17 protein-coding genes are annotated in these 21,652 nt (G+C 56.6%); 8 read left to right on the forward strand and 9 right to left on the reverse strand.

Annotation, left to right across the window (positions count from 1 at the left end; all coding sequences use genetic code 11):
• Complete coding sequence (locus FHW66_RS00125; RefSeq protein ID WP_183377703.1) at positions 1-1,758, reverse strand: alpha/beta hydrolase; 1,758 nt, start codon at positions 1,756-1,758, stop codon at positions 1-3.
• Positions 1,759-2,304: 546 nt separating this feature from the next.
• On the opposite strand from FHW66_RS00125, the gene FHW66_RS00130 reads away from it, so the two are divergent.
• Genes FHW66_RS00130 through FHW66_RS00150 form a run of 5 tightly spaced genes read left to right on the forward strand, consistent with a single transcriptional unit; the run spans position 2,305 to position 10,724 of the window.
• Entirely contained in the window at positions 2,305-3,648 is a 1,344-nt protein-coding gene (locus FHW66_RS00130; RefSeq protein WP_183377704.1) for an MFS transporter, read from the forward strand.
• A gap of 13 nt (positions 3,649-3,661) precedes the next feature.
• Positions 3,662-6,259, forward strand: a complete 2,598-nt coding sequence (gene nirB / locus FHW66_RS00135; protein WP_183377705.1) for a nitrite reductase large subunit NirB — start codon at positions 3,662-3,664, stop codon at positions 6,257-6,259.
• Positions 6,260-6,306: 47 nt separating this feature from the next.
• Complete coding sequence (nirD, locus tag FHW66_RS00140; RefSeq protein ID WP_183377706.1) at positions 6,307-6,675, forward strand: nitrite reductase small subunit NirD; 369 nt, start codon at positions 6,307-6,309, stop codon at positions 6,673-6,675.
• Positions 6,672-7,928: an NAD(P)/FAD-dependent oxidoreductase gene (locus FHW66_RS00145; RefSeq protein WP_183377707.1), complete on the forward strand. Its 1,257-nt coding sequence runs from the start codon at positions 6,672-6,674 to the stop codon at positions 7,926-7,928. Before nirD ends, FHW66_RS00145 begins: the two co-directional genes overlap by 4 nt.
• Positions 7,929-7,943: 15 nt before the next feature.
• Positions 7,944-10,724: a nitrate reductase gene (locus tag FHW66_RS00150; protein WP_183377708.1), complete on the forward strand. Its 2,781-nt coding sequence runs from the start codon at positions 7,944-7,946 to the stop codon at positions 10,722-10,724.
• 22 nt (positions 10,725-10,746) lie between these two features.
• Here the strand turns inward: FHW66_RS00150 and FHW66_RS00155 are convergent, their stop codons facing one another.
• The 8 genes from FHW66_RS00155 to rph all read right to left on the reverse strand — a co-directional run bounded on the left by FHW66_RS00155 (position 10,747) and on the right by rph (position 19,477).
• Positions 10,747-10,986 carry a hypothetical protein gene (locus FHW66_RS00155; RefSeq protein WP_183377709.1) on the reverse strand — a complete coding sequence of 80 codons (240 nt, stop codon included), beginning with the start codon at positions 10,984-10,986 and terminating at the stop codon, positions 10,747-10,749.
• A gap of 193 nt (positions 10,987-11,179) precedes the next feature.
• Positions 11,180-11,824 carry a response regulator transcription factor gene (locus FHW66_RS00160; protein ID WP_183377710.1) on the reverse strand — a complete coding sequence of 215 codons (645 nt, stop codon included), beginning with the start codon at positions 11,822-11,824 and terminating at the stop codon, positions 11,180-11,182.
• The gene (locus FHW66_RS00165) at positions 11,821-12,888 is read right to left on the reverse strand and encodes a PAS domain-containing protein (RefSeq protein ID WP_183377711.1); all 1,068 of its coding nucleotides are present in this window, start codon (positions 12,886-12,888) and stop codon (positions 11,821-11,823) included. The genes FHW66_RS00160 and FHW66_RS00165 overlap by 4 nt, the downstream gene beginning before the upstream one ends.
• A gap of 459 nt (positions 12,889-13,347) precedes the next feature.
• A complete protein-coding gene (locus FHW66_RS00170; RefSeq protein ID WP_183377712.1) occupies positions 13,348-15,387 on the reverse strand; it encodes a bifunctional diguanylate cyclase/phosphodiesterase in 2,040 nt (679 codons plus the stop codon).
• A 5-nt stretch (positions 15,388-15,392) separates the two neighbouring features.
• Complete coding sequence (locus FHW66_RS00175) at positions 15,393-16,604, reverse strand: EAL and HDOD domain-containing protein (RefSeq protein WP_183377713.1); 1,212 nt, start codon at positions 16,602-16,604, stop codon at positions 15,393-15,395.
• 184 nt (positions 16,605-16,788) lie between these two features.
• On the reverse strand, positions 16,789-18,054 hold the full coding sequence (gene hemW, locus FHW66_RS00180; RefSeq protein WP_183377714.1) for a radical SAM family heme chaperone HemW: 1,266 nt from the start codon (positions 18,052-18,054) through the stop codon (positions 16,789-16,791).
• Entirely contained in the window at positions 18,051-18,635 is a 585-nt protein-coding gene (rdgB, locus tag FHW66_RS00185) for an RdgB/HAM1 family non-canonical purine NTP pyrophosphatase (protein WP_183378589.1), read from the reverse strand. The genes hemW and rdgB overlap by 4 nt, the downstream gene beginning before the upstream one ends.
• A gap of 107 nt (positions 18,636-18,742) precedes the next feature.
• Positions 18,743-19,477, reverse strand: coding sequence for a ribonuclease PH (gene rph / locus FHW66_RS00190; RefSeq protein ID WP_183377715.1), 735 nt, complete (start codon positions 19,475-19,477; stop codon positions 18,743-18,745).
• Between the two features lie 244 nt (positions 19,478-19,721).
• Here rph and FHW66_RS00195 point away from each other — a divergent pair, with 244 nt between their 5' ends.
• From FHW66_RS00195 to rpoZ, 3 genes are all read left to right on the forward strand, one after another.
• Positions 19,722-20,615: a YicC/YloC family endoribonuclease gene (locus FHW66_RS00195; RefSeq protein ID WP_183378590.1), complete on the forward strand. Its 894-nt coding sequence runs from the start codon at positions 19,722-19,724 to the stop codon at positions 20,613-20,615.
• A gap of 97 nt (positions 20,616-20,712) precedes the next feature.
• The gene (gene gmk, locus FHW66_RS00200) at positions 20,713-21,354 is read left to right on the forward strand and encodes a guanylate kinase (protein ID WP_183377716.1); all 642 of its coding nucleotides are present in this window, start codon (positions 20,713-20,715) and stop codon (positions 21,352-21,354) included.
• Positions 21,355-21,430: 76 nt separating this feature from the next.
• Positions 21,431-21,634, forward strand: coding sequence for a DNA-directed RNA polymerase subunit omega (gene rpoZ, locus FHW66_RS00205; RefSeq protein ID WP_183377717.1), 204 nt, complete (start codon positions 21,431-21,433; stop codon positions 21,632-21,634).
• Positions 21,635-21,652 lie beyond the last annotated feature (18 nt).

The raw sequence follows: 21,652 nt of genomic DNA on the forward strand, positions 1-21,652 counted from the left end.
TTATTTCTCCAATACATAACTGCCGGGCGCATCAGCACTGGCGGGATAGCGTTTGCTGCCGAGTTGCGGCGGCTTGTGCGGTGGTGATGAGCGTTGTGCCAGCCATTGCTGCCACGCAGTCCACCAGGAACCTTCAAAGCTGGGTGCCTCGGCTTGCCACTGGTCCGGTGCGACATAGTTGCCACCGGCCGCACGGGTCAACATCTGGTAATGGCGGTGCGGATGACCGGGCTCGCTGACGATCCCGGCGTTGTGACCTCCACTGGTGAGCACAAAGGTGATTTCGGCCGGGCTGAGATAGTGCATCTTGTGCACCGAGCGCCACGGTGCGACGTGATCGGTGACGGTACCGACCATAAACAGCGGCAAATCAATGTCGCTCAAGGCAATCGGCCGTCCTGCCACCGGATAGCGCCCCTGACTCAGATCGTCGTGTAAAAACAGCCGGCGCAGATATTCGGAATGCATGCGGGCCGGCATGCGGGTGGCATCGGCATTCCAGGCCATCAGGTCATTCATCTGATCACGTTCGCCCATGAGCGCTTGCTTAATCAGTTGTGACCACAGCAGATCGTAGGAACGCAGCATCTGGAATGCACCGGCCATCTGCCCTGCACTGAGGCTGCCGGCCTCCTGCATCTGTGCTTCTAGCAGGCTGACCTGACTGTCATCAATGAATAGTCCGAGCTCACCGGGTTCAGCAAAATCGGTCTGGGCTGCCAGCAAGGTCATGGAAGCCAGACGCGTATCCCCATCGCGCGCCATGGCGGCGGCGGCAATCGAGAGCAAGGTGCCGCCGAGACAGTAACCGACTGCGTGCACTGCCTGCTTGGGCACGATGTCACCGATGGCACCCAGCGCAGCGACGATCCCTTGTTGCAGATAGTCGTCCATGCCGAGATTGCGCTCGTCGGGACCGGGATTCTTCCAGGAGAGACAAAACACGGTATGACCTTGATCAACCAGATATTTGATCATCGAATTGTGCGGCGACAAGTCGAGGATGTAATACTTCATGATCCAGGCCGGCACAATGAAAATTGGTTCCGGATGGACCTTGCTGGTGGTTGGCGTGTATTGCATCAGCTCGATGAGCTGATTTTTAAGCACGACCTTGCCAGGTGTGACCGCGAGTTGCTGACCGACGGTAAAGTTTTCCAGTCCGGCTGCCGGCGTCCCGCTGAGCAGACGCGCAGTGTTGTCGAGCTCGTTGTGCAGGCCGCGCAAGAGATTGGCACCGCGCTCTTCGATGGTCTTGTGCAGTACTTCCGGGTTGGTTGCGAGCTGGTTACCGGGCGAAAAAATATCCAGCCACTGACGTGCGGCAAAGCCGACCACATCGGCATGATGGCGCTCTACGCCCCAGACGTTCGAGGTTGCTTCGCTCCACCATTGTTCATTGAGCAAGAACGACTGATGCAGCAAATTGAACGGCCATTGCTGCCAGGCAGGATCGGCAAAGCGCCGGTCGGTCACCGGTAATGGCAGCACCTGCCCGTTGTCGTCAGGCGCACCAAAGCGATGCCAGGGAGACTGCATTACATAGCGCAGCAATTGCGCACTTTGCCGCATTGCCAGCATCGCCAGCTCGATTCGCTTGCCCGGCGAAACCGCAAGATGAATTCCCCAATCCACACCAGCCAGTGCAGCTGAGCCAATCGACAGCGAGGACGTCATTTTTGCAAGTGCAGCATGAAACTGCTGATCGAGCACTGCCGTACTACTGAAAGCTGTTTCCGGTGCAACATTGTCAGTCATGGCGAATTCCAAAAGAAGGAGTGAAAAAAGCACGTGTCGTTCGCAAATCAAAGGTCTTTACGATGCTTGCAAAGCCAGTCGCAGCGCGTCTTTACGGGCACTGATTATGTCGAGTCGAAGGAACATTTCCTTTGATCTATATCAGCTTTGGAAGGATTGGTCTGTGCGGTTTCGATCGGCTTGATGTCGATCAATCACTGCCGGATTGCGGGCAAAAATGGCAGGCCAGGTACGCGTCGCAGCGCACCATTTATGCGCGCACCGCACCGAAAGACGTCAACCTGGGGTCGTTCAACCCTGGCAAATGGATTGCCATCGCAACCACCTTTTCTTATCGAGAGCGCCTACTATCCTGGCTTTGCATAGCAATCCGGCACCACTCGACTAGCGCTGGCACAGGCTTTGCTTGTAGTCGGATACGGATCAACGACGATCCACCTCTTTTTATTGCTGATCTAACGACGGATCTGCAGGACAACGGCGTCCACCCAACCTGGCATTGTTGCCGGGTTGCGTGGACGCTTTTTTATTTTTCAGGGATAAAAAATGGCCTCTACCTCTTCTTCGATCAGCAAAGCCGAATCAATTCGGCTCTTTTCCTTCGGCTCGGTACAGATGCGTGCGTTCCATCTGACCTGGATGGCGTTCTTCGTCTGCTTCTTTGCCTGGTTTGCCTGTGCGCCACTGATGCCTGTTATCAAGGGCCAGTTGGGTCTGACACCGGCGCAGATCGCCAATATCAATATCGCAGCGGTGGCGGTGACGATTTTGGTACGCCTATTGGTAGGCCCGCTGTGCGATCGTTTCGGCCCTCGCAAGACCTACACCGGCCTGCTGTTGCTGGGTGCTATTCCGGTGCTGGGCGTATCGCTGTCACAGAGTTACGAGAGCTTTCTGCTGTTCCGCCTTGGTATCGGCGCGGTCGGTGCCAGCTTCGTGATCACGCAATATCACACCTCGGTCATGTTCGCGCCCAAGATCGTGGGTACGGCCAATGCCACCACAGCGGGCTGGGGCAATGCCGGCGGTGGTGTCGCGCAAGGGGTGATGCCACTGTTGCTGGCGGCTGTGCTGATGCTGGGTGTCGGTGACAGTATGGGCTGGCGTGTGGCATTGCTGGTACCGGGCGTGCTGATGCTGGTAATGGCTGCGCTCTACTGGCGCTATACACAGGATTGCCCGCAAGGTAATTTCAGTGACCTGCGCCGCGAAGGCATCACCGTATCTAGCGGCAAAGGTGGTGGCTGGGCCAGCTTCCGTCTGGCCAGCGTCAACTATCGGGTCTGGATGCTGTTTGTCACTTACGGTGCCTGCTTTGGTGTGGAAATTTTCATCCACAATATTGCTGCGATCTATTACGTCGACCACTTTGGCCTGTCACTCAAGGGCGCTGGTATGGCAGCGGCCAGCTTTGGTTTGCTGGCGCTGTTTGCACGCGCTTTGGGTGGCATCCTGTCGGACCGGGCAGCGCGCTTTGGCGGCCTCAACCGGCGTGCACTGGTGCTGTTCGTGATGATGCTCGGTGAAGGCCTGGGCCTGCTGTGGTTTGCCCATGCCGGTAGTGCCACGCTGGCGATTGTGGCGATGCTCAGCTTTGGCCTGTTCACGCACATGGCTTGCGGTGCAACTTATGCGCTGGTGCCGTTCATTGACCGACGTGCGCTCGGTGGCGTCGCCGGTATCATCGGCGCCGGCGGCAATGTAGGTGCAGTACTGGCGGGCTTCCTGTTCAAGGGCTTGGGTGATATGCAACAGACGCTGACCATGCTGGGCCTGCTGGTGACCTTGTCAGCACTGTGCGCGATTGCAGTGCGTTTCGCTGCCAACCACATGGCAGAACATAACGAGCCTGTGAGCGCAGCCGCAGCCGCAGCTACAGCCACTGCCTGAGGAGCGATAGATCATGAAGCTTATCGTCATCGGCCACGGCATGGTGGGCCATAAATTTCTGGAAACGCTGGCAGACAGCGGTGCCACCGACCTGCAGGTGACCATCCTGTGCGAAGAACCACGCCCTGCCTATGATCGGGTTCACCTGTCTGAATTCTTCGCCGGCAAGACTGCGGAAGATCTGTCACTGGTGGCACCGGGCTTCTTTGCACCAGGCAACAGCGATGTGCAGTTTGATCTGCGTCTCAATGCCAAGGCACAGGCAGTCGATCTGGCCGCCAAAACGGTGACTGCCAACGTTGCCGGGCAAGTAGAGACACTGTCTTACGACAAGCTGGTACTGGCCACCGGTTCTTACCCGTTTGTACCAACGGTGCCGGGCAATCAGCGCAAGGATTGCTTTGTCTACCGCACCATCGAAGATCTGGAAGCCATGCTGGAATGCGGTAACCGCGCCAGGACTGGGGTCGTCATCGGTGGCGGTCTGCTCGGTCTGGAATGCGCCAAGGCCCTGCGCGATCTGAAGCTGGAGACCCATGTCGTTGAATTTGCGCCACGCCTGATGGCGGTGCAGGTTGATGAGAGTGGTGGTCGCATCCTGCGGCAAAAGATCGAAGCGCTGGGCGTGACGGCGCATACGCAAAAAAATACGGTGGAAATCGTCGACGGCAAGCACGCGACGCACCGGATGAACTTTGAAGATGGCAGCCATCTGGAAACCGACATGATCGTGTTTTCCGCCGGTATTCGTCCACGGGATGAACTGGCCCGCGAAATGGGTCTGCAGGTCGGTGAGCGTGGCGGTATTGTGATCGATAACCATTGCCTCACTTCGGATGCACATGTGTACGCCATCGGTGAATGTGCACTCTGGAATGGCCGTATCTTTGGCCTGGTGGCACCCGGCTACGACATGGCCAGGATTGCTGCCGCACATGTGCTGGCCCATCGGGAGTCAAGCGACGCCGCCCCTGCCCTCGCGACGACACTGGCGCAGTTCAACGGTGCCGACATGAGCACCAAACTCAAGCTCATGGGCGTGGATGTCGCCAGTATCGGCGACCCGCATGGCAAGGAAGCCGGCAGCCGCGCCTATCAGTTCACCGATGAAGTCAAACAGATCTACAAGAAGATCATCGTCTCGGCATCCGGCAAGCATTTACTGGGCGCGGTCATGGTTGGCGATGCCGCGGAATATGGCACCCTGCTGCAAATGATGCTCAACCGCATCGAACTGCCACCAGCACCGGAGTTCCTGATCCTGCCGCAGGCCGATGGTCAGACCAAGGTCGGTCTCGGTGTCGATGCCCTGCCCGACAGCGCCACCATCTGCTCCTGCAACAACGTCACCAAGGGTGCACTGTGCAGTGCGGTGGCCGACGGTGCCACCTCAATCGGCGCACTCAAGAGCTGCACCAAAGCAGGTGCCTCCTGCGGCGGTTGCGTGCCACTGGTGACGCAGATCATGAAGGCCGAAATGAAGAAGCAGGGTCTGGCCGTCAACAATCATGTCTGTGAACATTTTGCGTATTCCCGGCAAGAGTTGCTGCATCTGATCCGGGTCGGCGAGATCAAGACCTTTGACGCCTTGCTGGCGCAGCATGGTAAAGGCCTGGGCTGCGATATCTGCAAGCCGTTGACTGCCAGCCTGCTGGCGTCGTGCTGGAACGACTTTGTGCTCAAGCCAGAGCACGCCAGCCTGCAAGACTCGAACGACTACTTCCTCGGCAATATCCAGAAGGATGGCAGTTACTCGGTGGTACCGCGCATGGCCGGTGGCGAAGTGACCCCGGATGGTTTGATTGCGGTCGGTCAGGTGGCCAAGAAATACGGCCTTTATACCAAGATTACCGGTGGTCAGCGGGTCGATCTGTTTGGTGCCCGTCTAGAGCAGCTGCCAGCGATCTGGGAAGAACTGATTGCCGCCGGATTTGAGACCGGGCATGCCTATGGCAAGTCGCTGCGCACCGTCAAATCCTGCGTTGGCTCGACCTGGTGCCGCTATGGTGTGGACGATAGTGTGGGCCTGGCGATTGCACTGGAAAACCGCTACAAGGGGCTGCGCTCACCACACAAGATCAAGTTTGGCGTTTCCGGTTGCACCCGCGAATGTGCCGAGGCACAAGGTAAGGATGTTGGCATCATCGCCACCGAAAAAGGCTGGAACCTGTATGTCTGCGGCAATGGCGGCATGAAACCACGGCATGCCGAACTGCTGGCCGCGGACCTTGACCGTGACACCCTGATCCGTATGATCGACCGCTTCCTCATGTTCTATGTACGCACCGCCGACCGGCTGCAACGTACCAGCATTTGGCGTGACAATCTGGAGGGTGGACTGGACTACCTCAAGCAGGTCGTGGTGGACGACAAGCTTCAGCTCGGCGCTGCGCTGGAAGCCGAGATGCAGCATGTGGTGGATACCTATGAATGTGAATGGAAAAAGGCGGTTTCTGACCCCGAAACGCGCAAGCGCTTCCGTCACTTCGTCAACAGCAACGCCGCCGACGAGCATGTGCAGTTTGTACCGGAGCGCGGCCAGATTCGCCCTGCCACGGTGGCCGAACGTCATCCGAAGGTGATTCCGCTGATACCGGAAACCGTCGCATAACAGGCAGACGAGCACCTGCACCTACCCGATTGAACGAGGAATCCATCATGCATCGTGATCATTTGACTGAAGACTTAACAGCGCAATGGACCGAGGTCTGCGCACTTGCGGACATCGTGCCCAACACCGGCGTGTGCGCCTTGATTGGCGACCAGCAGGTGGCGGTCTTTCATGTGTTCGACAGCCGCCAGCAGGAGAGCCACGTACTGGCGATCAACAACTATGATCCCAACGCCGAAGCAGCAGTGCTCTCACGTGGTCTGATCGGCAGTCTGGGCGAGCGCATCGTGGTGGCATCGCCAATGTACAAGCAGCATTTCGACCTGCACACCGGCGAGTGCCTGGAAGTACCGCAACACTCGGTTGCTGCCTATCCGACACGGGTAACAAATGGTCGTGTCTGGGTTGCCGCATGAGCACACCGCACGCCGCTGCCAACACCAGTGCCAGTGCCCGGCCATCACTGGTGGTGGTCGGCAATGGCATGGCCGCCATGCGCACAGTCGAAGAACTGCTCAAGCTGGCACCTGAGCTGTATGACATCACGGTGTTCGGTGCAGAGCCGCATGGCAATTACAACCGTATCCTGCTGTCACCGGTACTGGCCGGTGACAAGAGCATCGATGACATCATGCTCAATACACCGCAGTGGTATACCCGGCATGGGATCACCTTGCATGCTGGTGATCCGGTCGAGGCGATTGATCGCAAGCAGCGTGTGGTGCGCGCCCGCAGTGGTATCTGCGTGCCGTATGACCGGTTGCTGCTGGCAACCGGCTCCAAGCCCTTCATCATTCCAGTACCAGGTCATGATTTACCGGGCGTGATTGCCTTCCGTGATATTCAGGACGTCCACCAGATGCTGGAAGCAGCCCGTCAACATCGCCATGCGGTCGTCATCGGCGGCGGCCTGCTTGGGCTGGAAGCGGCCAATGGTTTGTTACGTCAGGGGATGCAGGTCACGGTCGTGCATGTAGCGGGCAGTCTGATGAACCAGCAACTGGATCAACCAGCAGCTGCACTGCTGAAGCAGGCACTGGAGGCACGTGGATTGCGCTTTCTGCTCAATGCCGAGACGGCTGCCATCAGCGGTGAAGCGCGCGTACAAGCGGTGCATTTCAAGGATGGCAGCAGCATTCCAGCCGATTTGGTGGTGATGACTGCCGGTGTCCGTCCCAACATTCAGCTGGCACAGTCTGCCGGGCTGCACTGCGAGCGTGCGATCGTGGTCGACGATACCTTGCAGACCTATGATCCACGGGTGTATGCCGTGGGTGAATGCGTGCAGCATCGGCGCGCCACCTTTGGCCTGGTAGCGCCGATCTGGGAGCAGGCGCGCGTGGCAGCAGCGCATCTGGCCGGTGCGGGTCACCGTCGCTATGTGCAGCAGGCAACGGCGACCAAGCTCAAGGTCACTGGCGTTGACCTGTATTCCGCCGGTGACTTCATAGGAGACGCCGAGAGCGAAGATCTGGTGTTGCGCGATCCACGCCGGGGTGTCTACAAGCGGCTGATTCTCAAGGGCAGTCAGCTGATCGGCGCAGTGCTGTATGGCGACGTCAAAGATGGTCCATGGTATTTTGAATTGATCCAGCAGCGCACCGATATCGCTGCGATCCGACATAAACTGGTCTTCGGACAGGCGTTGTGCATGCCTGCCGCTGCCTGAGGGAGTAACACCACGATGACCACAGCCATCACTGCTACGGCAGCCGAAACCGCCAGCACCTGCCCGTATTGTGGCGTTGGCTGTGGTGTGCGGGTCAGCGTCGATACGCAACGCAGCACTACTGAGCAACCCGTCGTGATCGTGCGCGGCGATCCTGATCATCCGGCCAACCGCGGCCGTCTGTGCGTCAAGGGCTCCGCGCTGGGCGAGACGGTTGATCTGCAGGGACGGCTCCTGCATCCACAACAACGTCAGGCCGATGGCAGCCTGCAACAGATCAGCTGGGATCAGGCCATCGATCAGGTCGCGGGTGGACTGCGCCGGATCATCGATACGCATGGCCCGGATGCGGTCGCCTTGTACGTCTCTGGGCAATTACTGACCGAAGACTATTACATCGCCAACAAGCTGATGAAGGGCTTTATCGGCAGCGCCAACATCGATACCAATTCACGCCTGTGCATGTCATCGGCAGTGGCGGGTTATAAGCGCGCCTTTGGCGAAGATCTGGTGCCCTTGTGTTACGACGATCTGGAACTGGCCGATCTGGTGGTACTGGTCGGTTCCAATACAGCCTGGTGTCACCCTATCCTGTTCCAGCGGATTGCCCGCGCGCGCGAACAGCGTCCGGAAATGAAGCTGGTCGTCATTGACCCACGCCGCACCGCCACCTGTGAACTGGCGGATCTGCATTTACCGATCAAAGCGGGTACCGATGTCTGGCTGTTCAATGGCTTACTGCACTACCTGGCGCAGCATGGCAAACAGGATACCGACTTTGTCACGCAGCATACCAATGGACTGGAAGCTGCACTGGCAGCAGCACAGGAGGAGCTTGACCCCGAGCAGGTAGCGCGACATTGCAAGATTGATCTGCAACAGTTGCTGGCGTTCTACGAACTGTTTGCGGCAACCGATAAAACCATCACCGCATTCTCGATGGGTGTGAATCAATCCTCGGCAGGGACTGACAAGGTCAACAGCATCATCAATTGTCATCTGTTGAGTGGCCGTATCGGCAAGCCGGGGATGGGGCCGTTTTCGATTACCGGACAACCCAATGCAATGGGTGGACGCGAAGTCGGTGGCCTGGCAAACATGCTGGCAGCGCACATGGATCTGGACAATCCACTGCACCGGGAAACCGTACAGACTTTCTGGGACGCACCACAGTTACCGCAGCAAGCAGGACTCAAGGCACTGGATCTGTTCCGCGCAGTGGAAGCGGGTCGTGTCAAGGCGGTCTGGATCATCGCGACTAACCCGATGGTGAGCCTGCCGGATGCGGATCTGGTACAGCGTGCGCTCGAAAACTGTGAGTTGGTCGTCGCCAGCGATGTGGTGCAGAACACCGACACCAATGCCTTCGCGCATCTGTTGCTGCCGGCATTGGCCTGGGGTGAAAAAGATGGCACGGTCACGAACTCGGAGCGGCGTATTTCGCGTCAGCGCCCTTTTCTTCCCGCGCCCGGCGCTGCACGTGCGGACTGGCAAATCCTCTGTGCGGTCGCGCAGCGCATGGGCTATTCCGGTTTTGCGTTTGAGACGGTACAGGCAATCTTTGACGAACATGCCCGGCTGAGCAGTTTTCGCAATGGTGAACCAGGCTTGGCGGGCCATAGTCTGCGCCAGTTCAATCTGGAAGGACTAAGCGGCCTCAGTGCCGAGCAATATGCCCAACTGCCCCCCATTCAATGGCCTGTACAACGCCAGACCGATGGCAGCTTCAGCGGCACCGAACGCTTGTTTGAAACACCCCGCTACAGCCATCCCGATGGTCGTGCCAGATTCATTGCCACAACAGCACGCAGCCCGATGCATGCGACCGATGAAGCGTATCCGCTGGTGCTCAATACCGGCCGTGTACGCGATCAGTGGCATACCATGACCCGCACCGGCAAGTCTGCCAGACTGGCAGACCATGTGCCGGAGTCCTTTATCGATATGCATCCGCAAGATGCATTGCTCTACGGCGTGCGCGAAGGCAGTCTGGCGCGTATCAGCTCGCGCTGGGGTGCGATGGTGGCACGCGTGCAGCACAGCGGTGGCATTGCGCGTGGCAACGTGTTTGTGCCGATTCACTGGAACGCCCAAAGTGCATCCGATGCGCGCGTGGGTGCACTGGTTAATCCAGTGGTGGACCCGGTGTCAGGCGAACCAGAGTTCAAACATACGCCGGTCAGCATCGAGGAATTCGGAGTGCACTGGTATGGTTTTCTGCTGACCCGGCGCACCCTGCAGCTGGACCAGATCACCCACTGGACCCGTATTCAGGGCCGCGATTTTGCACGTTATGAACTGGCTGGGCGGCAAAAAGTCACCGACTACAACAGCTGGGCACGCACCCTGCTGGAAGTGAACGATATGCAGGCAGACTGGCTCGACTATGCTGACCGTACTGCAGGCGTCTATCGGGCGGTGCATATCGAGGAGGAGCGCATTGTCAGCTGCCTGTTCCTGTCGCCACGTCCGGACCTGCCGTCACGCGCCTGGCTGGCCAGCCTGTTCGACAAACAACAGCTGGAAGAAGCTGACCGGGTTGGCCTTCTTCTGGGCCAAGCGATTGAAAAAGGTGCCGATACCGGCCCGACTGTCTGCTCCTGCTTCGGTGTCGGCCGCAACACCATTTGCGACGCCATTACCAGCAAAGGCTTGCAGAGCGTCAAGGAAGTCACTGCCTGTGTGAAGGCAGGTGGCAATTGTGGCTCCTGCGTGCCGGAGATCAAGAAATTGCTAGTGGAATCTCAACACCGTGAAGTCAATACGCCTGTACACGCTGCGCTGGCCTCTGGGTAACTCCGCGGCAGACAAGCAAACCTTAAGGTTCGTCTTCCTCGGCTAGTTCGATCGTGGCACGCTCCTCGGCCTGACGACGCAATTGCTGCTGGGTTGCCAATCGCCGTTCACGATTACGCTCAAAATCAGCGGCATTGATCTTTGCCTGTTCGCGGGCATGATCCATAGCACGCTGCATATGCGGACGGCGCTCACAGGCACTGACCAGAATCATCAGCATGGCAACGACAGACAATGCAAAAAAAGGGATTCGCAATCGCATCGATAGCTCCTTGGACCAAGGATGAACCCGCACATCTGGAGTACAGGTTGGGCACCCCATGGTAGTCACAAGCAGAGGGTGCTGCAAGAGGAAAAGCTAGACAAATGGGATAACGTTGACTCTCGCTCAATGCTGCTACGCATGCGGTTCATCAGGTTCTGCATGGACTTGATGAACCTGTGCGATCCGGGTGCTACTCGAGCGAGATCAGTCCATGCAGAATGGAGAATTTAATCAGCCCGGGAAAATCACTGACGCCAATCTTTTGCATCAGTCGACTGCGATAGGTGTCGATGGATTTGGGTGAGAGCGAAAGCATGCTTGCAACCTGCGAACTGGAATGTCCTTCCGCTACCAGTTGCAGCACCTCACGCTCGCGAGCACTGAGCGCCTCGAGCGGACTGGCAGTCCGTAAACCCTGCAGGTAGTCGTCGACGACCGCGCCGGAGATCTTCTGGCTCAGATAGCGCTGCCCCGCATGAACAGTGCGTATCGCATTGAGCAACTCGGCACCGGCGGAACTCTTGAGCAGGTAGCCTTTGGCACCCGCCTGCAATGCACGGAAGATATGTTCTCTGGTACCGTACATGGAGAGCATGATGACTTTGGATTCCGGAGCAGAATGCCGCAGCAACATACTGGCCTCGATACCGTTGAGGTTGGGCATCGCAATATCCATGATCACCAGATCAGGTTGCAGGCGCACCACTTCTTTGACGACCTGGCGTCCATTGTCGCCACCACCGACGATTTCAACATCTTCCTGTGTCTGCAGAATCGCCGCCAGACCGTCGCGAAGAATACTATGATCATCAGCGATATAGATCCGAATACTCATCGGGCAACCACCACTTCAATGCGGCATCCCTGTCCGGGCGCGGCAATAATCCTGAGTGTGCCACCCAGTGCCTGTGCACGTTCACGCATGGAGGCCAGCCCCCAGGTAGGTCGACGCTTATCGCTATAGAGTTTGTCCGTCTGAAATCCTACCCCGTCATCACTGATACTAAACATCACCGACGCGGTCTTTACATCCAGCATGAGCGTCACCGTGTTGGCTTGTGCGTATTTGGCGATATTTGTCAGCGCCCCCTGAGCGATGCGAAACAAGGCGATCTCAAGCTCGGCATCGAGCCGTCCCGACAAACCACTCACCTCAATCTCGAAATGAAAGCCGCAACGCTGCGCAAATAATTCGCACTGCCAGCGCAACGCTGCCAGCAGACCATAATCGTCGAGTACAGGTGGTCGTAACTCAGCCATCAGACGACGGACTACCTCGGTCGTATCTTCGAGCAAGGCCATGGAATCCTTCAGGCGGTGCGCCATGCTATCGAGACCCGGGATTTCGCTGGTGATAACCTGAGTAGACATGATGCTCATGTTGATGCTTAATGCGGTTAATGCAGAGCCGATTGTGTCATGTAGTTCACGGGCAATTCGACGTCGCTCGGCTTCTTCCACCGTCGCCAAAGCACGCGAGATGGCCCTGAGCTCTTCAGTCAGATCCAGCAGACTTTGTTCCGCCTGTTTACTCTCGGTAATATCGATCTGCGCACCTTGCAGCACACTGGGCTTGCCATTGTCGTCGATAACTGCGGTGGCGCGCGACATAAACCAACGCAGCCGGCCATCGTGATGTTGCATACAATAGTCAACCTCGAACAACCCTTCAGGGGTTGCAAGATATTGATTCAACGCATCATTGAAGCGAGCTTGATCCTGCACATGCAATTGCGCAATCCAGTCGTTGATGCTCTCGATACCGTGTGCATCAGAATACCCAAGCTGGGCATGCCACTCTTGCGAGAGGCTGATACGTCCGGTAAGAAGATCGCACTGCCACAAACCGATATTTGAAATACTTACTGCCAGCTTCAGTTGGTCAGGTGTCAATTCCAATGGAGCCGTCCTTTTGAATGATCCTGGTTTGATTCCTTGCAAGCCAATTCCCCGTCGTCTTGCCACGCGCCAGCAATATCAATTGGCGCAGTATCGACCTGGCAGCTGTCGTCCGTTATACAAACAGTCGCAAGTCGGTACGTAAAGAGCCGGGCTGTACAGAATATTGTCGTTATTGTTCTTCATCTTGGTGACACCGTTGTTCGCCTGAAGTACCACATACGTGGCACCTACAACGCAGCCGACATGGCCGTCACTGACCACCCCGGTACGCCGCAATTGAATCAATGGCTGACTGTCACGCCATGCTGGCGTGCACGAAAACCCGAATTAGCGCAAGGATCATAGCAATTCAGGTTCTGCTTGTATGTCAGGAAATCTTGATACTAGCCGTAGATTTTTCCTGAGTCTGTTCGCTGGTGCACGCCAGCAAGATGGTCCGGGTAGATGAGGAGAAACTCAGTTGGAGACGGGGAAGGTGCGGCCATCAATGAGCATGCGCTCGAAGCTGTCGACGGGTACCGGACGCGAGAACAGATAGCCCTGCAATTCGTCGCAACCGGCCGCCTTGAGGAAGTCGAACTGCGCCATATTTTCTACACCTTCGGCGATCACCTTGTGACGCAGTTGCTTGGCGATACCGATGATCGCGCTGGCGATGGCACAGTCGTTGGTGTCTTCTGGGATACCAGTGGTAAAGGAGCGATCAATCTTGAGTGTATTGATCGGGAAACGTTTCAGATAGGACAGACTGGAATAACCGGTACCAAAATCATCGAGCGCAATACTGACACCCAACAGGCAGATTTTTTCCATGATCGCAATCACGCGATCAGTACTGTGCATGAGCATGCTCTCGGTAATTTCCAGTTCCAGCCAGTCGCCGGTGAGCTGGTGCCGATGCAAGGCAGCGCGAATACGGTCAGGCAAGGAACGGGTAAATTCACGCGCCGTGACGTTAATGGCGATACGGACCGGTGCCTGCCCTGCATCCTTCCAGCGCCGCGCCTGCGCGCACACCGCTTCGAGCACCCAGTCACTCAATTGCACGATGAGACCGGTTTCTTCCGCAATCGGGATGAAATCTCCTGGCAGCAACAAGCCACGCTCTGGATGGAGCCAGCGCACCAATGCTTCGGCACCGGTAATCTGGCCGCCTACCATATCGATCTTGGGCTGGTAATACAGCAGCAGCTGGTTGTACTCGAAGGCATGCAGCAGGCCAGTTTCGATGCGCAGCGAATCGAGCATGTTGCGGTTCATTTCTTCGCTGTAATAAGCGTAACCGCCCTCGTTGTTTTCACCGCCCTGCTTGGCCCGGTACATGGCAATGTCAGCCAGTCGCAGCAGGGTTTCGGTATCGCTGGCATCTTGCGGATACATGCTGATACCGATGCTGGCACCAACCCGTAATTCATGGCCGTCAATGAAGAACGGTTCATCAAACAGCGCAATCAGCTTTTGTGCCACAAAACCGGCGTGGTAATCCTTGTCAATATCAAACAGCGCTACCGCAAATTCGTCAGCGCCCAGACGAGCCACGATGTCTTCGTCGCGCACGGCCTTACGCAGCCGCATGGCGACTTCGACCAGCAACATATCGCCTGCCACATGACCAAGCGTATCGTTGATGGGCTTGAAGCGGTTCAGATCCAGAAACATGATGCAGCCGTAGAGATTGTCCTGCTGCGCCGTTTCGAGCGCCTGATCGACGGTGCGGGTCAGCAAGGTACGGTTCGGCAATCCGGTCAGCGAGTCGTAATAGGCCAGATGGTGAATCAGTTTTTCGGCATTCTTGCGCTCGGTAATGTCGTTGATGTAGCCGATCAGGCCACTGGGCTGACCATACTGGTCGCGCATGACGGACAAGGACAGACTGGCCCAGAAGGCTTCGCCGGATTTCTTGCGACGACGCACTTCCATTTCGCGCCCACCGTGCGACAAAAACACGTCGTTCAGCCAGGAGTCATCCTCGTCTTCGCTCTCGTAGAGGAACAGGACGTTACGACCAATAGCTTCAGCAGCGGAATAACCGAACAGTTGCTCGGCACCACGGTTCCAGCTGGTGATAAAACCAGTCTGATCCATCGTGATCACCGATTCCTGCATCTGGTTGAGGATTTGTGCCTGTTGCTCGAGCTTGGCCTCAATCTGGTCCAGCGAACGACCGCGCTTATCGGTCTCGGCACGTGTTTGCAACAGCCTGCCGGTCAACCCGGCAAAGGACTTCAGGCGACTGAGCTCGGACTCGCTGAACATGCAGGGCTTTTCTAAAAACAAATAGAAGCCATAGACATGCCCTGCATGAGTGACGGCTTCGACCAGAGCGTCGGTTTCGGGTGTCTGGTCGGCAGCGAGATAGCTGGCACCGGGCTTACCCAGAAGCGTCGATGCAATAGAGCCCAGCGTTTCCTGCAAGTGGATACCGTCCAGATTCAATATTGCTTCGAGCAAGGCAGCACAACACCCCAGATCGTCACCGCACAGAGTCGCGATCATTGGTCTCAGGCCTCTTGGCTCACTTTGCTGGCCCAGCGGTAGGCCTGTATCAGTGCACGGCAATAGCCCTCCGCACTGATCCCGGCCTGCTCCAGGTCGCTATGACGCAGTGGGATGCGGCCGTATTCGGCACGCTCGACGACATCCAGCAGATACCCCAGACGGCCGGTGCGCTGCATCAACGCATCGACGATATCGCGTGGCAGCCGCAAGGGTTCTATGATCATTTTTAGCGGCATTGCCAGCAGCGTATCGAGCAGCGAGAACATGCCGACAATGAAGGCGCGGTCTTGCTCGTCACGATCGCCATCGAGCTGCTCGCACATGTTTTCCATCATGGCCGCCCGTGCAGCGGCGCGGGGCAATAAGGGATTGGCCGATTCGTCGCCCGGGAAACGTGCGTACAGCAACAGTTGCAACCAGCGCTGTAACTGGCGCCGCCCCAGTAGATTGATGGCTTGGGTGAAATTAGTGATATGTGCCGAGAAGCCGAAAGCGGCCGAACTGACCAGCTTGAAGAGCTGGTAGGACAGCGCCGGATCCTGCTTGAGCAAGGCTTCCAGTTCGGGCACGTCGGCATCGTGTGACACCAGTTCCAGCAGTTTCAGTAAACGACCGCGCGAAATCGCGTCTTTTTGGACGCCAGTCGACGATGGCAACAAGGGATAGTCACCGCTGAACCAGCGGAAGCCCTGTACCCGGCAAGCATCAAACAACACTGGGTCGGCAACATTTTCGGCGATATGCGGTCCGCGCATGCCAATCAGCCAGGTCGATGCCTGCGGTGCAATACCAGCGCTGCAGTCGAGCGACAGCGACTCAATGAAACTGGGGAATTGCAGCAGGGATACTTTCGGGCCCGGCAGACCATCAGCGATCAGTCGGTAACCCATCTTGGAGAGACGCTCCAACACTGGCAAACGCGCGGGATCAACGCAATATTCGACAGGAATACGCAAAACCAGGTCGACACCGGCTGGCGGCGCACCAAAATCACCGGCAAAACGCGCAGGATTGCGCACCGGGACAATGCAGGACAACTTGCCCAGCGCTTCCGACAATCCAAAATCATGGAGTAAACGTCCAATGAATGCACATTCGTCATCATTCAGAGGAGATACATGCAACGACAGCGCCGTCCACAAATAATGAACATCCGCCACTGGTTGCAAAAACACGAGGGGAAAAGAAGGAATGCTTTTATCCTGGACAGACATGTTATTTCAACACTCCGGCAAACAGCTGCGGCATAGGTAGGTTAAGCAATGTAGGCAAGGTAAAAAATGTCATTAATCAATAGCTTATGAGATTTAAATTCAATAGTTTCCCAAAAGAATACTTATCTAAATTCAAATATTTTCTACGCTAATATACCCGATAAATCTCAAACTGCCTAAGTGATCACTTTAAAAACATTTCCTGCAGGTCATTGAGGAATCGTCGACCTAGCTCGCTCGGCCGAATCTGCCTGTGGTCCCTGTGCAGCAAGCCTTTGACCTCAGCCTCATTGAGCGCGGCTTCGATCGTATTGAGGCCCATGCCGGTGCGTTCGGCAAACAGATTCACAGGGAACCCCTCTGTTAATCGCAATGCGTTGAGCATGAATTCAAAACCCAATGCTTCTCGCGTAATTTCAGATTCTTCCTGCACAGCAATATTTTGTCCACTCTTTTCCAGATACGTGGTCGGATGTTTGTAGCGCATTTGCCTCACGATCCGATGCGGGAACGATAATTTAGAATGTGCACCGGCGCCAATCCCGAGGTAATCACCAAATTGCCAATAATTCAGATTATGGCGCGCCTGACGTTGCGCTTTGGCATAGGCCGACACTTCGTAATGCCCATAACCAGCGGCACCAGTGAGTTCGGCGATCATGTCCTGCATGTCGGCACTGGTATCGTCGTCAGGTACCGGCGGCGGATACTTGGCGAACAGAGTGTTGGGTTCCAGCGTCAGGTGATACAGCGACAGATGCGGCGGCGCATAGGCAATCGCCGTTTCAATATCGCGTCGCGCCTGAGCCAGCGTCTGCGAGGGCAGCGCGTACATCAGATCAAGGTTGAAATTGTCGAAATTGTCCTGGGCAATCTCAATCGCCCGACGTGCCTGATCGCCATCATGAATACGCCCCAGTGCCGCCAGATGTCCGCTGTCAAAACTCTGGATGCCGATCGACAGACGATTGATGCCGCTGGCCCGGTAGGACTTGAACTTGTCCGCTTCGAAGGTCCCGGGATTGGCCTCCATGGTCACTTCGATGTCCAGATCCAGCGGCAGCAAAGTGCGGATATCGGACAGCAGGCGATCCAGCCCCGCCGCTGACAGCAGACTGGGCGTGCCACCACCGATGAAAATGGAATAGACCTTGCGCCCCCAGATCAGCGGCAAGGCAGATTCGAGATCACTGCGCAGGGCATTGAGATAGGCTTCTTCGGGGAAACTATCTTTGACTTCGTGTGAATTGAAATCGCAATAGGGGCATTTCTTCACACACCACGGAAAGTGCACATACAGTGCCAAAGGCGGCAAGGCAGTCAATTGCAGGCTACCCGGTTTGAGAAAGTTCAGCGCAGCCTGAGCCGCCTGCTGCGGACCGCTTTGTGAGGATGGCCCGGCAGCACCAGAATCCGGGCTATCAACGGGAATGGGCTTGATTGGAATCATCGTAATTTTTCTACCAGCGCACGCAAGGCCTGACCACGGTGCGAGCAGGCATTCTTTTCTTCCGGGCTGAGCTCGGCAGCTGTTTTGCCAAGCGCTGGCAGCAGAAAATAGGGATCGTAGCCAAAACCGCCCTGCCCACGCGCCTCGCCAATGATTTCACCCTGCCATACGCCGTCGGCGATGACCGGTTGGGGATCATCGGCATGACGTACATACACCAGCACACAATAATAATAGGCCGACTTGTCAGCATGTGGGGCCAGATCGGCGATCAATTTGGCGTTATTGGCGGCATCCGACTTCGGCTCGCCGGCATAGCGCGCCGACCAGACACCGGGCGCACCACCCAGCGCATTGACGCAAACCCCGGAGTCATCTGCCAATGCCGGCAAGCCGGTCAGACGGGAGGCATGACGTGCCTTGGTCAGCGCGTTTTCCACGAAGGTAGCAAATGGTTCGTCGGCTTCAGGGACATTGAACTCACCCTGGGCATGCACTTCACGGCCGATCGTGCTGAGCAGACTGGCGAATTCACGCAGTTTTCCGGCGTTGTTGGAAGCGAGAACGATTTTTTGAGTCATGGCAAAAAGCAAAAATGCCATGCCGGCGTGCTGCAGACATGGCTAGACGTTGTTGATTGGCGCGATTGTAAAGTGATTCTGCCAGCCCTGCCGAACCGGCACCATTTTTACTCTGGCAGCCCGAGCGTCTGTTTCTGCAAGGCAATCAGATCGCTAATACCGCTTTGCGCGAGGTCCAGCAGACTGTTAAGAGTGGCACGGTCAAACGCGGCACCTTCGGCTGTCCCTTGCACCTCAACAAAATGACCCGCATCGGTCATGACCACATTCATATCAGTGTCACAGCCGGAGTCTTCAAGATAATCCAGATCAAGTACCGGCACGCCTTGATAGACCCCGACCGAAATGGCGGCCACAAAATGCTTGAGCGGAATCGCAGTGATGGCTTGGCGCTGCAGCAACACCGAGAACGCGTCAAATGCTGCCACCATGGCACCAGTGATTGCAGCGGTACGGGTGCCGCCATCGGCCTGCAGGACATCGCAGTCCAGATGCAGGGTGCGCTCACCGAACGCCTCCAGATCGAATGCTGCACGCAAGGCGCGGCCGATCAGCCGCTGGATTTCCTGAGTGCGTCCGGATTGCTTGCCCTTGGCGGCTTCACGATCCATGCGTGTGTGCGTGGAGCGCGGCAACATGCCATATTCGGCAGTCAACCAGCCTTGTCCCTTGCCCTTGAGAAAGCCGGGTACCTTTTCTTCGATGCTGGCAGTACACAGCACGCGGGTATCACCAAACTCGACCAGAACCGAGCCCTCGGCGTGCTTGGTGTAATGGCGCGTCAGTCGCACTGGGCGCAGGTCAGTGGTAGCGCGTCCGCTGGGGCGTTGGAACTGGGTCATGCGATTTCCTTCATGGAGGATGAAACAGAGAATAGTGAGAAATTAAAAGAGGGAAAAGCCTCTGCCCCCCGACAACAGGGATAAAGTTCAGGAATAAAGTTGTTTGAATCGGAACCGCAAACCCGACTACAATCACCCTCCCTCGTATTTTTACCGGCATTGTCTTGATAAACTGCTGGTTTGTAAAGAAAACATCGGGCCTCGCCCGAGGCCCTAGCGGAGAATCGATTTGACCATCTACAGCATGACTGGCTATGCCGTCACCAAACGCGAAAATGCCGCCGGCACGATCACGCTGGAACTTAAGAGCGTGAATTCGCGCTTTCTGGATTTGCAATTTCGCATTAATGATGATCTACGTGCGGTCGAGCCAGCCTTGCGCGAGGTGATTATCAACAAGCTGGCGCGCGGCAAGGTGGAATGTCGCCTGAGCTTTGGTCGCAAGAGCGATCAAGGTAGCAGCCAGGCGCTGAACCAGAAACTGCTGGACACATTGACCGGATTGCAAACCCAGTTGCGTCAGCAATTTATCGATGCCGCGCCACTGTCAGTGAACGAATTGCTGCGCTGGCCGGGGGTAATCGAAGAAGCTGAAATCGGTCAGGACACACTGCAGGCAGACGTGCTGGCGACCTTGCAAGAGACAATGACGGCCTTTATCGACAGCCGCGCACGTGAAGGCGCTGCCTTGCAGGCTGTGCTGGAGTCGCGCATCGACGCCATGGAAGCGATCGTGGCGCGAATCACGCCCTTGGTCCCGCAACTGGTGGCGCAATTTCAGCAAAAGGCAACCGAGCGCATGCTCGAAGCGCTGGGCCTGACCAGCAAGGATGGCACTATTGCCGCGGTGTCTCGCGATGAGATTCTGGAACGGATCCGTCAGGAAGTGACGCTCTATGGCATTCGTATCGATATCGCCGAAGAGCTGGCGCGACTGTCGGCGCATCTGACCGAAACCCGCCACATTCTGAAAAAAGGTGGTCAGGTCGGCAAACGTCTGGACTTCATGATGCAGGAGCTCAATCGCGAAGCCAATACGGTCGGCTCCAAGGCGGCCATGAAGGAATTAGCCGATGCTTCCATGGAATTGAAGCTGCTGATCGACCAGATGCGCGAGCAGGTACAAAATCTGGAATAAACTGCGACAGCGCTGTTTTGCTAAAATATCCGGGCTGGATTGACTGCTCTGTCAACCCCGCCTATCTGACGAACAATCTGGCCCAAGAGGACCACAAATGCCCCACAAAAAACCAACCTCCGGCAGTCTGTTCATGGTGGTCGCCCCTTCCGGCGCCGGCAAGTCGACGCTGGTCAATGCCCTGCTCAAGCAGGAGCCCGACATCAAACTGTCGATCTCTTACACTACCCGGCCACCGCGTCCGGGTGAGCAACATGGGCGCGAATATTACTTCACCACGGCCGAAGACTTTCTCAAGCGTCAGGCTGAGGGCGAATTCCTGGAATGGGCGGAAGTGCATGGCAACTATTACGGCACCTCGCGCCTGTTGATTGCCGACCAGATCACCGATGGCATCGATGTACTGCTGGAAATTGACTGGCAAGGCGCGCAACAGGTGAAGAAGCAATTCCCGAATGCAATTGGCATTTTCATCCTGCCGCCGTCGATTGCCGCGCTGGAAGAACGCCTGCACAAGCGCGGACAAGACGAGCCGCACGTCATTACACGCCGTATCCTGGCCGCCGGCGGAGAAATCGCGCACTCGCCCGAGTTCGAATATGTTATTATTAATCAAGAGTTTGCCGTCGCTTTGTCAGAATTGACCGCGATTGTCAAAGCGGCTCGTTGCCGGTTCCCGCAACAGGCTGCCCGCAATTCATTCTTATTCACACAACTTGGCATACATGCCAGCACTTGAAACCGGCAACATCGGACTTGCGCAGGATCCCCGGTCGGATCCTGGTTGAATCAGGAAATATGTCACAGGAGTTTTTATGGCCCGTATCACCATCGAAGATTGTCTCAAGCAAATCCCTAACCGCTTTCAGTTGACACTGGCTGCTACCTATCGTGCACGTCAGTTGCTGCAAGGCCACACCCCAAAGGTAGATGCCAAGGACAAACCGACTGTGACCGCGCTGCGTGAAATCGCCGCTGGCAAGGTGGGTATCGAAATGTTGAAAAAAGTGCCCGTCTGATCTGTCCAACATCCATGC

The sequence above is a fragment of the Herbaspirillum sp. Sphag64 genome (assembly GCF_014192645.1).
GTDB lineage: Bacteria > Pseudomonadota > Gammaproteobacteria > Burkholderiales > Burkholderiaceae_D > Herbaspirillum.

Bases quoted from the DNA above. Each gene is read 5' to 3' on its own strand.
- FHW66_RS00155 (WP_183377709.1), bottom strand. From the start codon at position 10,986: ATGCGATTGCGAATCCCTTTTTTTGCATTGTCTGTCGTTGCCATGCTG.
- FHW66_RS00150 (WP_183377708.1), top strand. From the start codon at position 7,944: ATGACCACAGCCATCACTGCTACGGCAGCCGAAACCGCCAGCACCTGC.
- rdgB (WP_183378589.1), bottom strand. From the start codon at position 18,635: ATGACTCAAAAAATCGTTCTCGCTTCCAACAACGCCGGAAAACTGCGT.
- FHW66_RS00170 (WP_183377712.1), bottom strand. From the start codon at position 15,387: ATGATCGCGACTCTGTGCGGTGACGATCTGGGGTGTTGTGCTGCCTTG.
- hemW (WP_183377714.1), bottom strand. From the start codon at position 18,054: ATGATTCCAATCAAGCCCATTCCCGTTGATAGCCCGGATTCTGGTGCT.
- nirB (WP_183377705.1), top strand. From the start codon at position 3,662: ATGAAGCTTATCGTCATCGGCCACGGCATGGTGGGCCATAAATTTCTG.
- gmk (WP_183377716.1), top strand. From the start codon at position 20,713: ATGCCCCACAAAAAACCAACCTCCGGCAGTCTGTTCATGGTGGTCGCC.
- FHW66_RS00130 (WP_183377704.1), top strand. From the start codon at position 2,305: ATGGCCTCTACCTCTTCTTCGATCAGCAAAGCCGAATCAATTCGGCTC.
- rph (WP_183377715.1), bottom strand. From the start codon at position 19,477: ATGACCCAGTTCCAACGCCCCAGCGGACGCGCTACCACTGACCTGCGC.
- FHW66_RS00145 (WP_183377707.1), top strand. From the start codon at position 6,672: ATGAGCACACCGCACGCCGCTGCCAACACCAGTGCCAGTGCCCGGCCA.
- FHW66_RS00125 (WP_183377703.1), bottom strand. From the start codon at position 1,758: ATGACTGACAATGTTGCACCGGAAACAGCTTTCAGTAGTACGGCAGTG.
- FHW66_RS00175 (WP_183377713.1), bottom strand. From the start codon at position 16,604: ATGTCTGTCCAGGATAAAAGCATTCCTTCTTTTCCCCTCGTGTTTTTG.
- rpoZ (WP_183377717.1), top strand. From the start codon at position 21,431: ATGGCCCGTATCACCATCGAAGATTGTCTCAAGCAAATCCCTAACCGC.
- FHW66_RS00195 (WP_183378590.1), top strand. From the start codon at position 19,722: ATGACTGGCTATGCCGTCACCAAACGCGAAAATGCCGCCGGCACGATC.
- nirD (WP_183377706.1), top strand. From the start codon at position 6,307: ATGCATCGTGATCATTTGACTGAAGACTTAACAGCGCAATGGACCGAG.
- FHW66_RS00160 (WP_183377710.1), bottom strand. From the start codon at position 11,824: ATGAGTATTCGGATCTATATCGCTGATGATCATAGTATTCTTCGCGAC.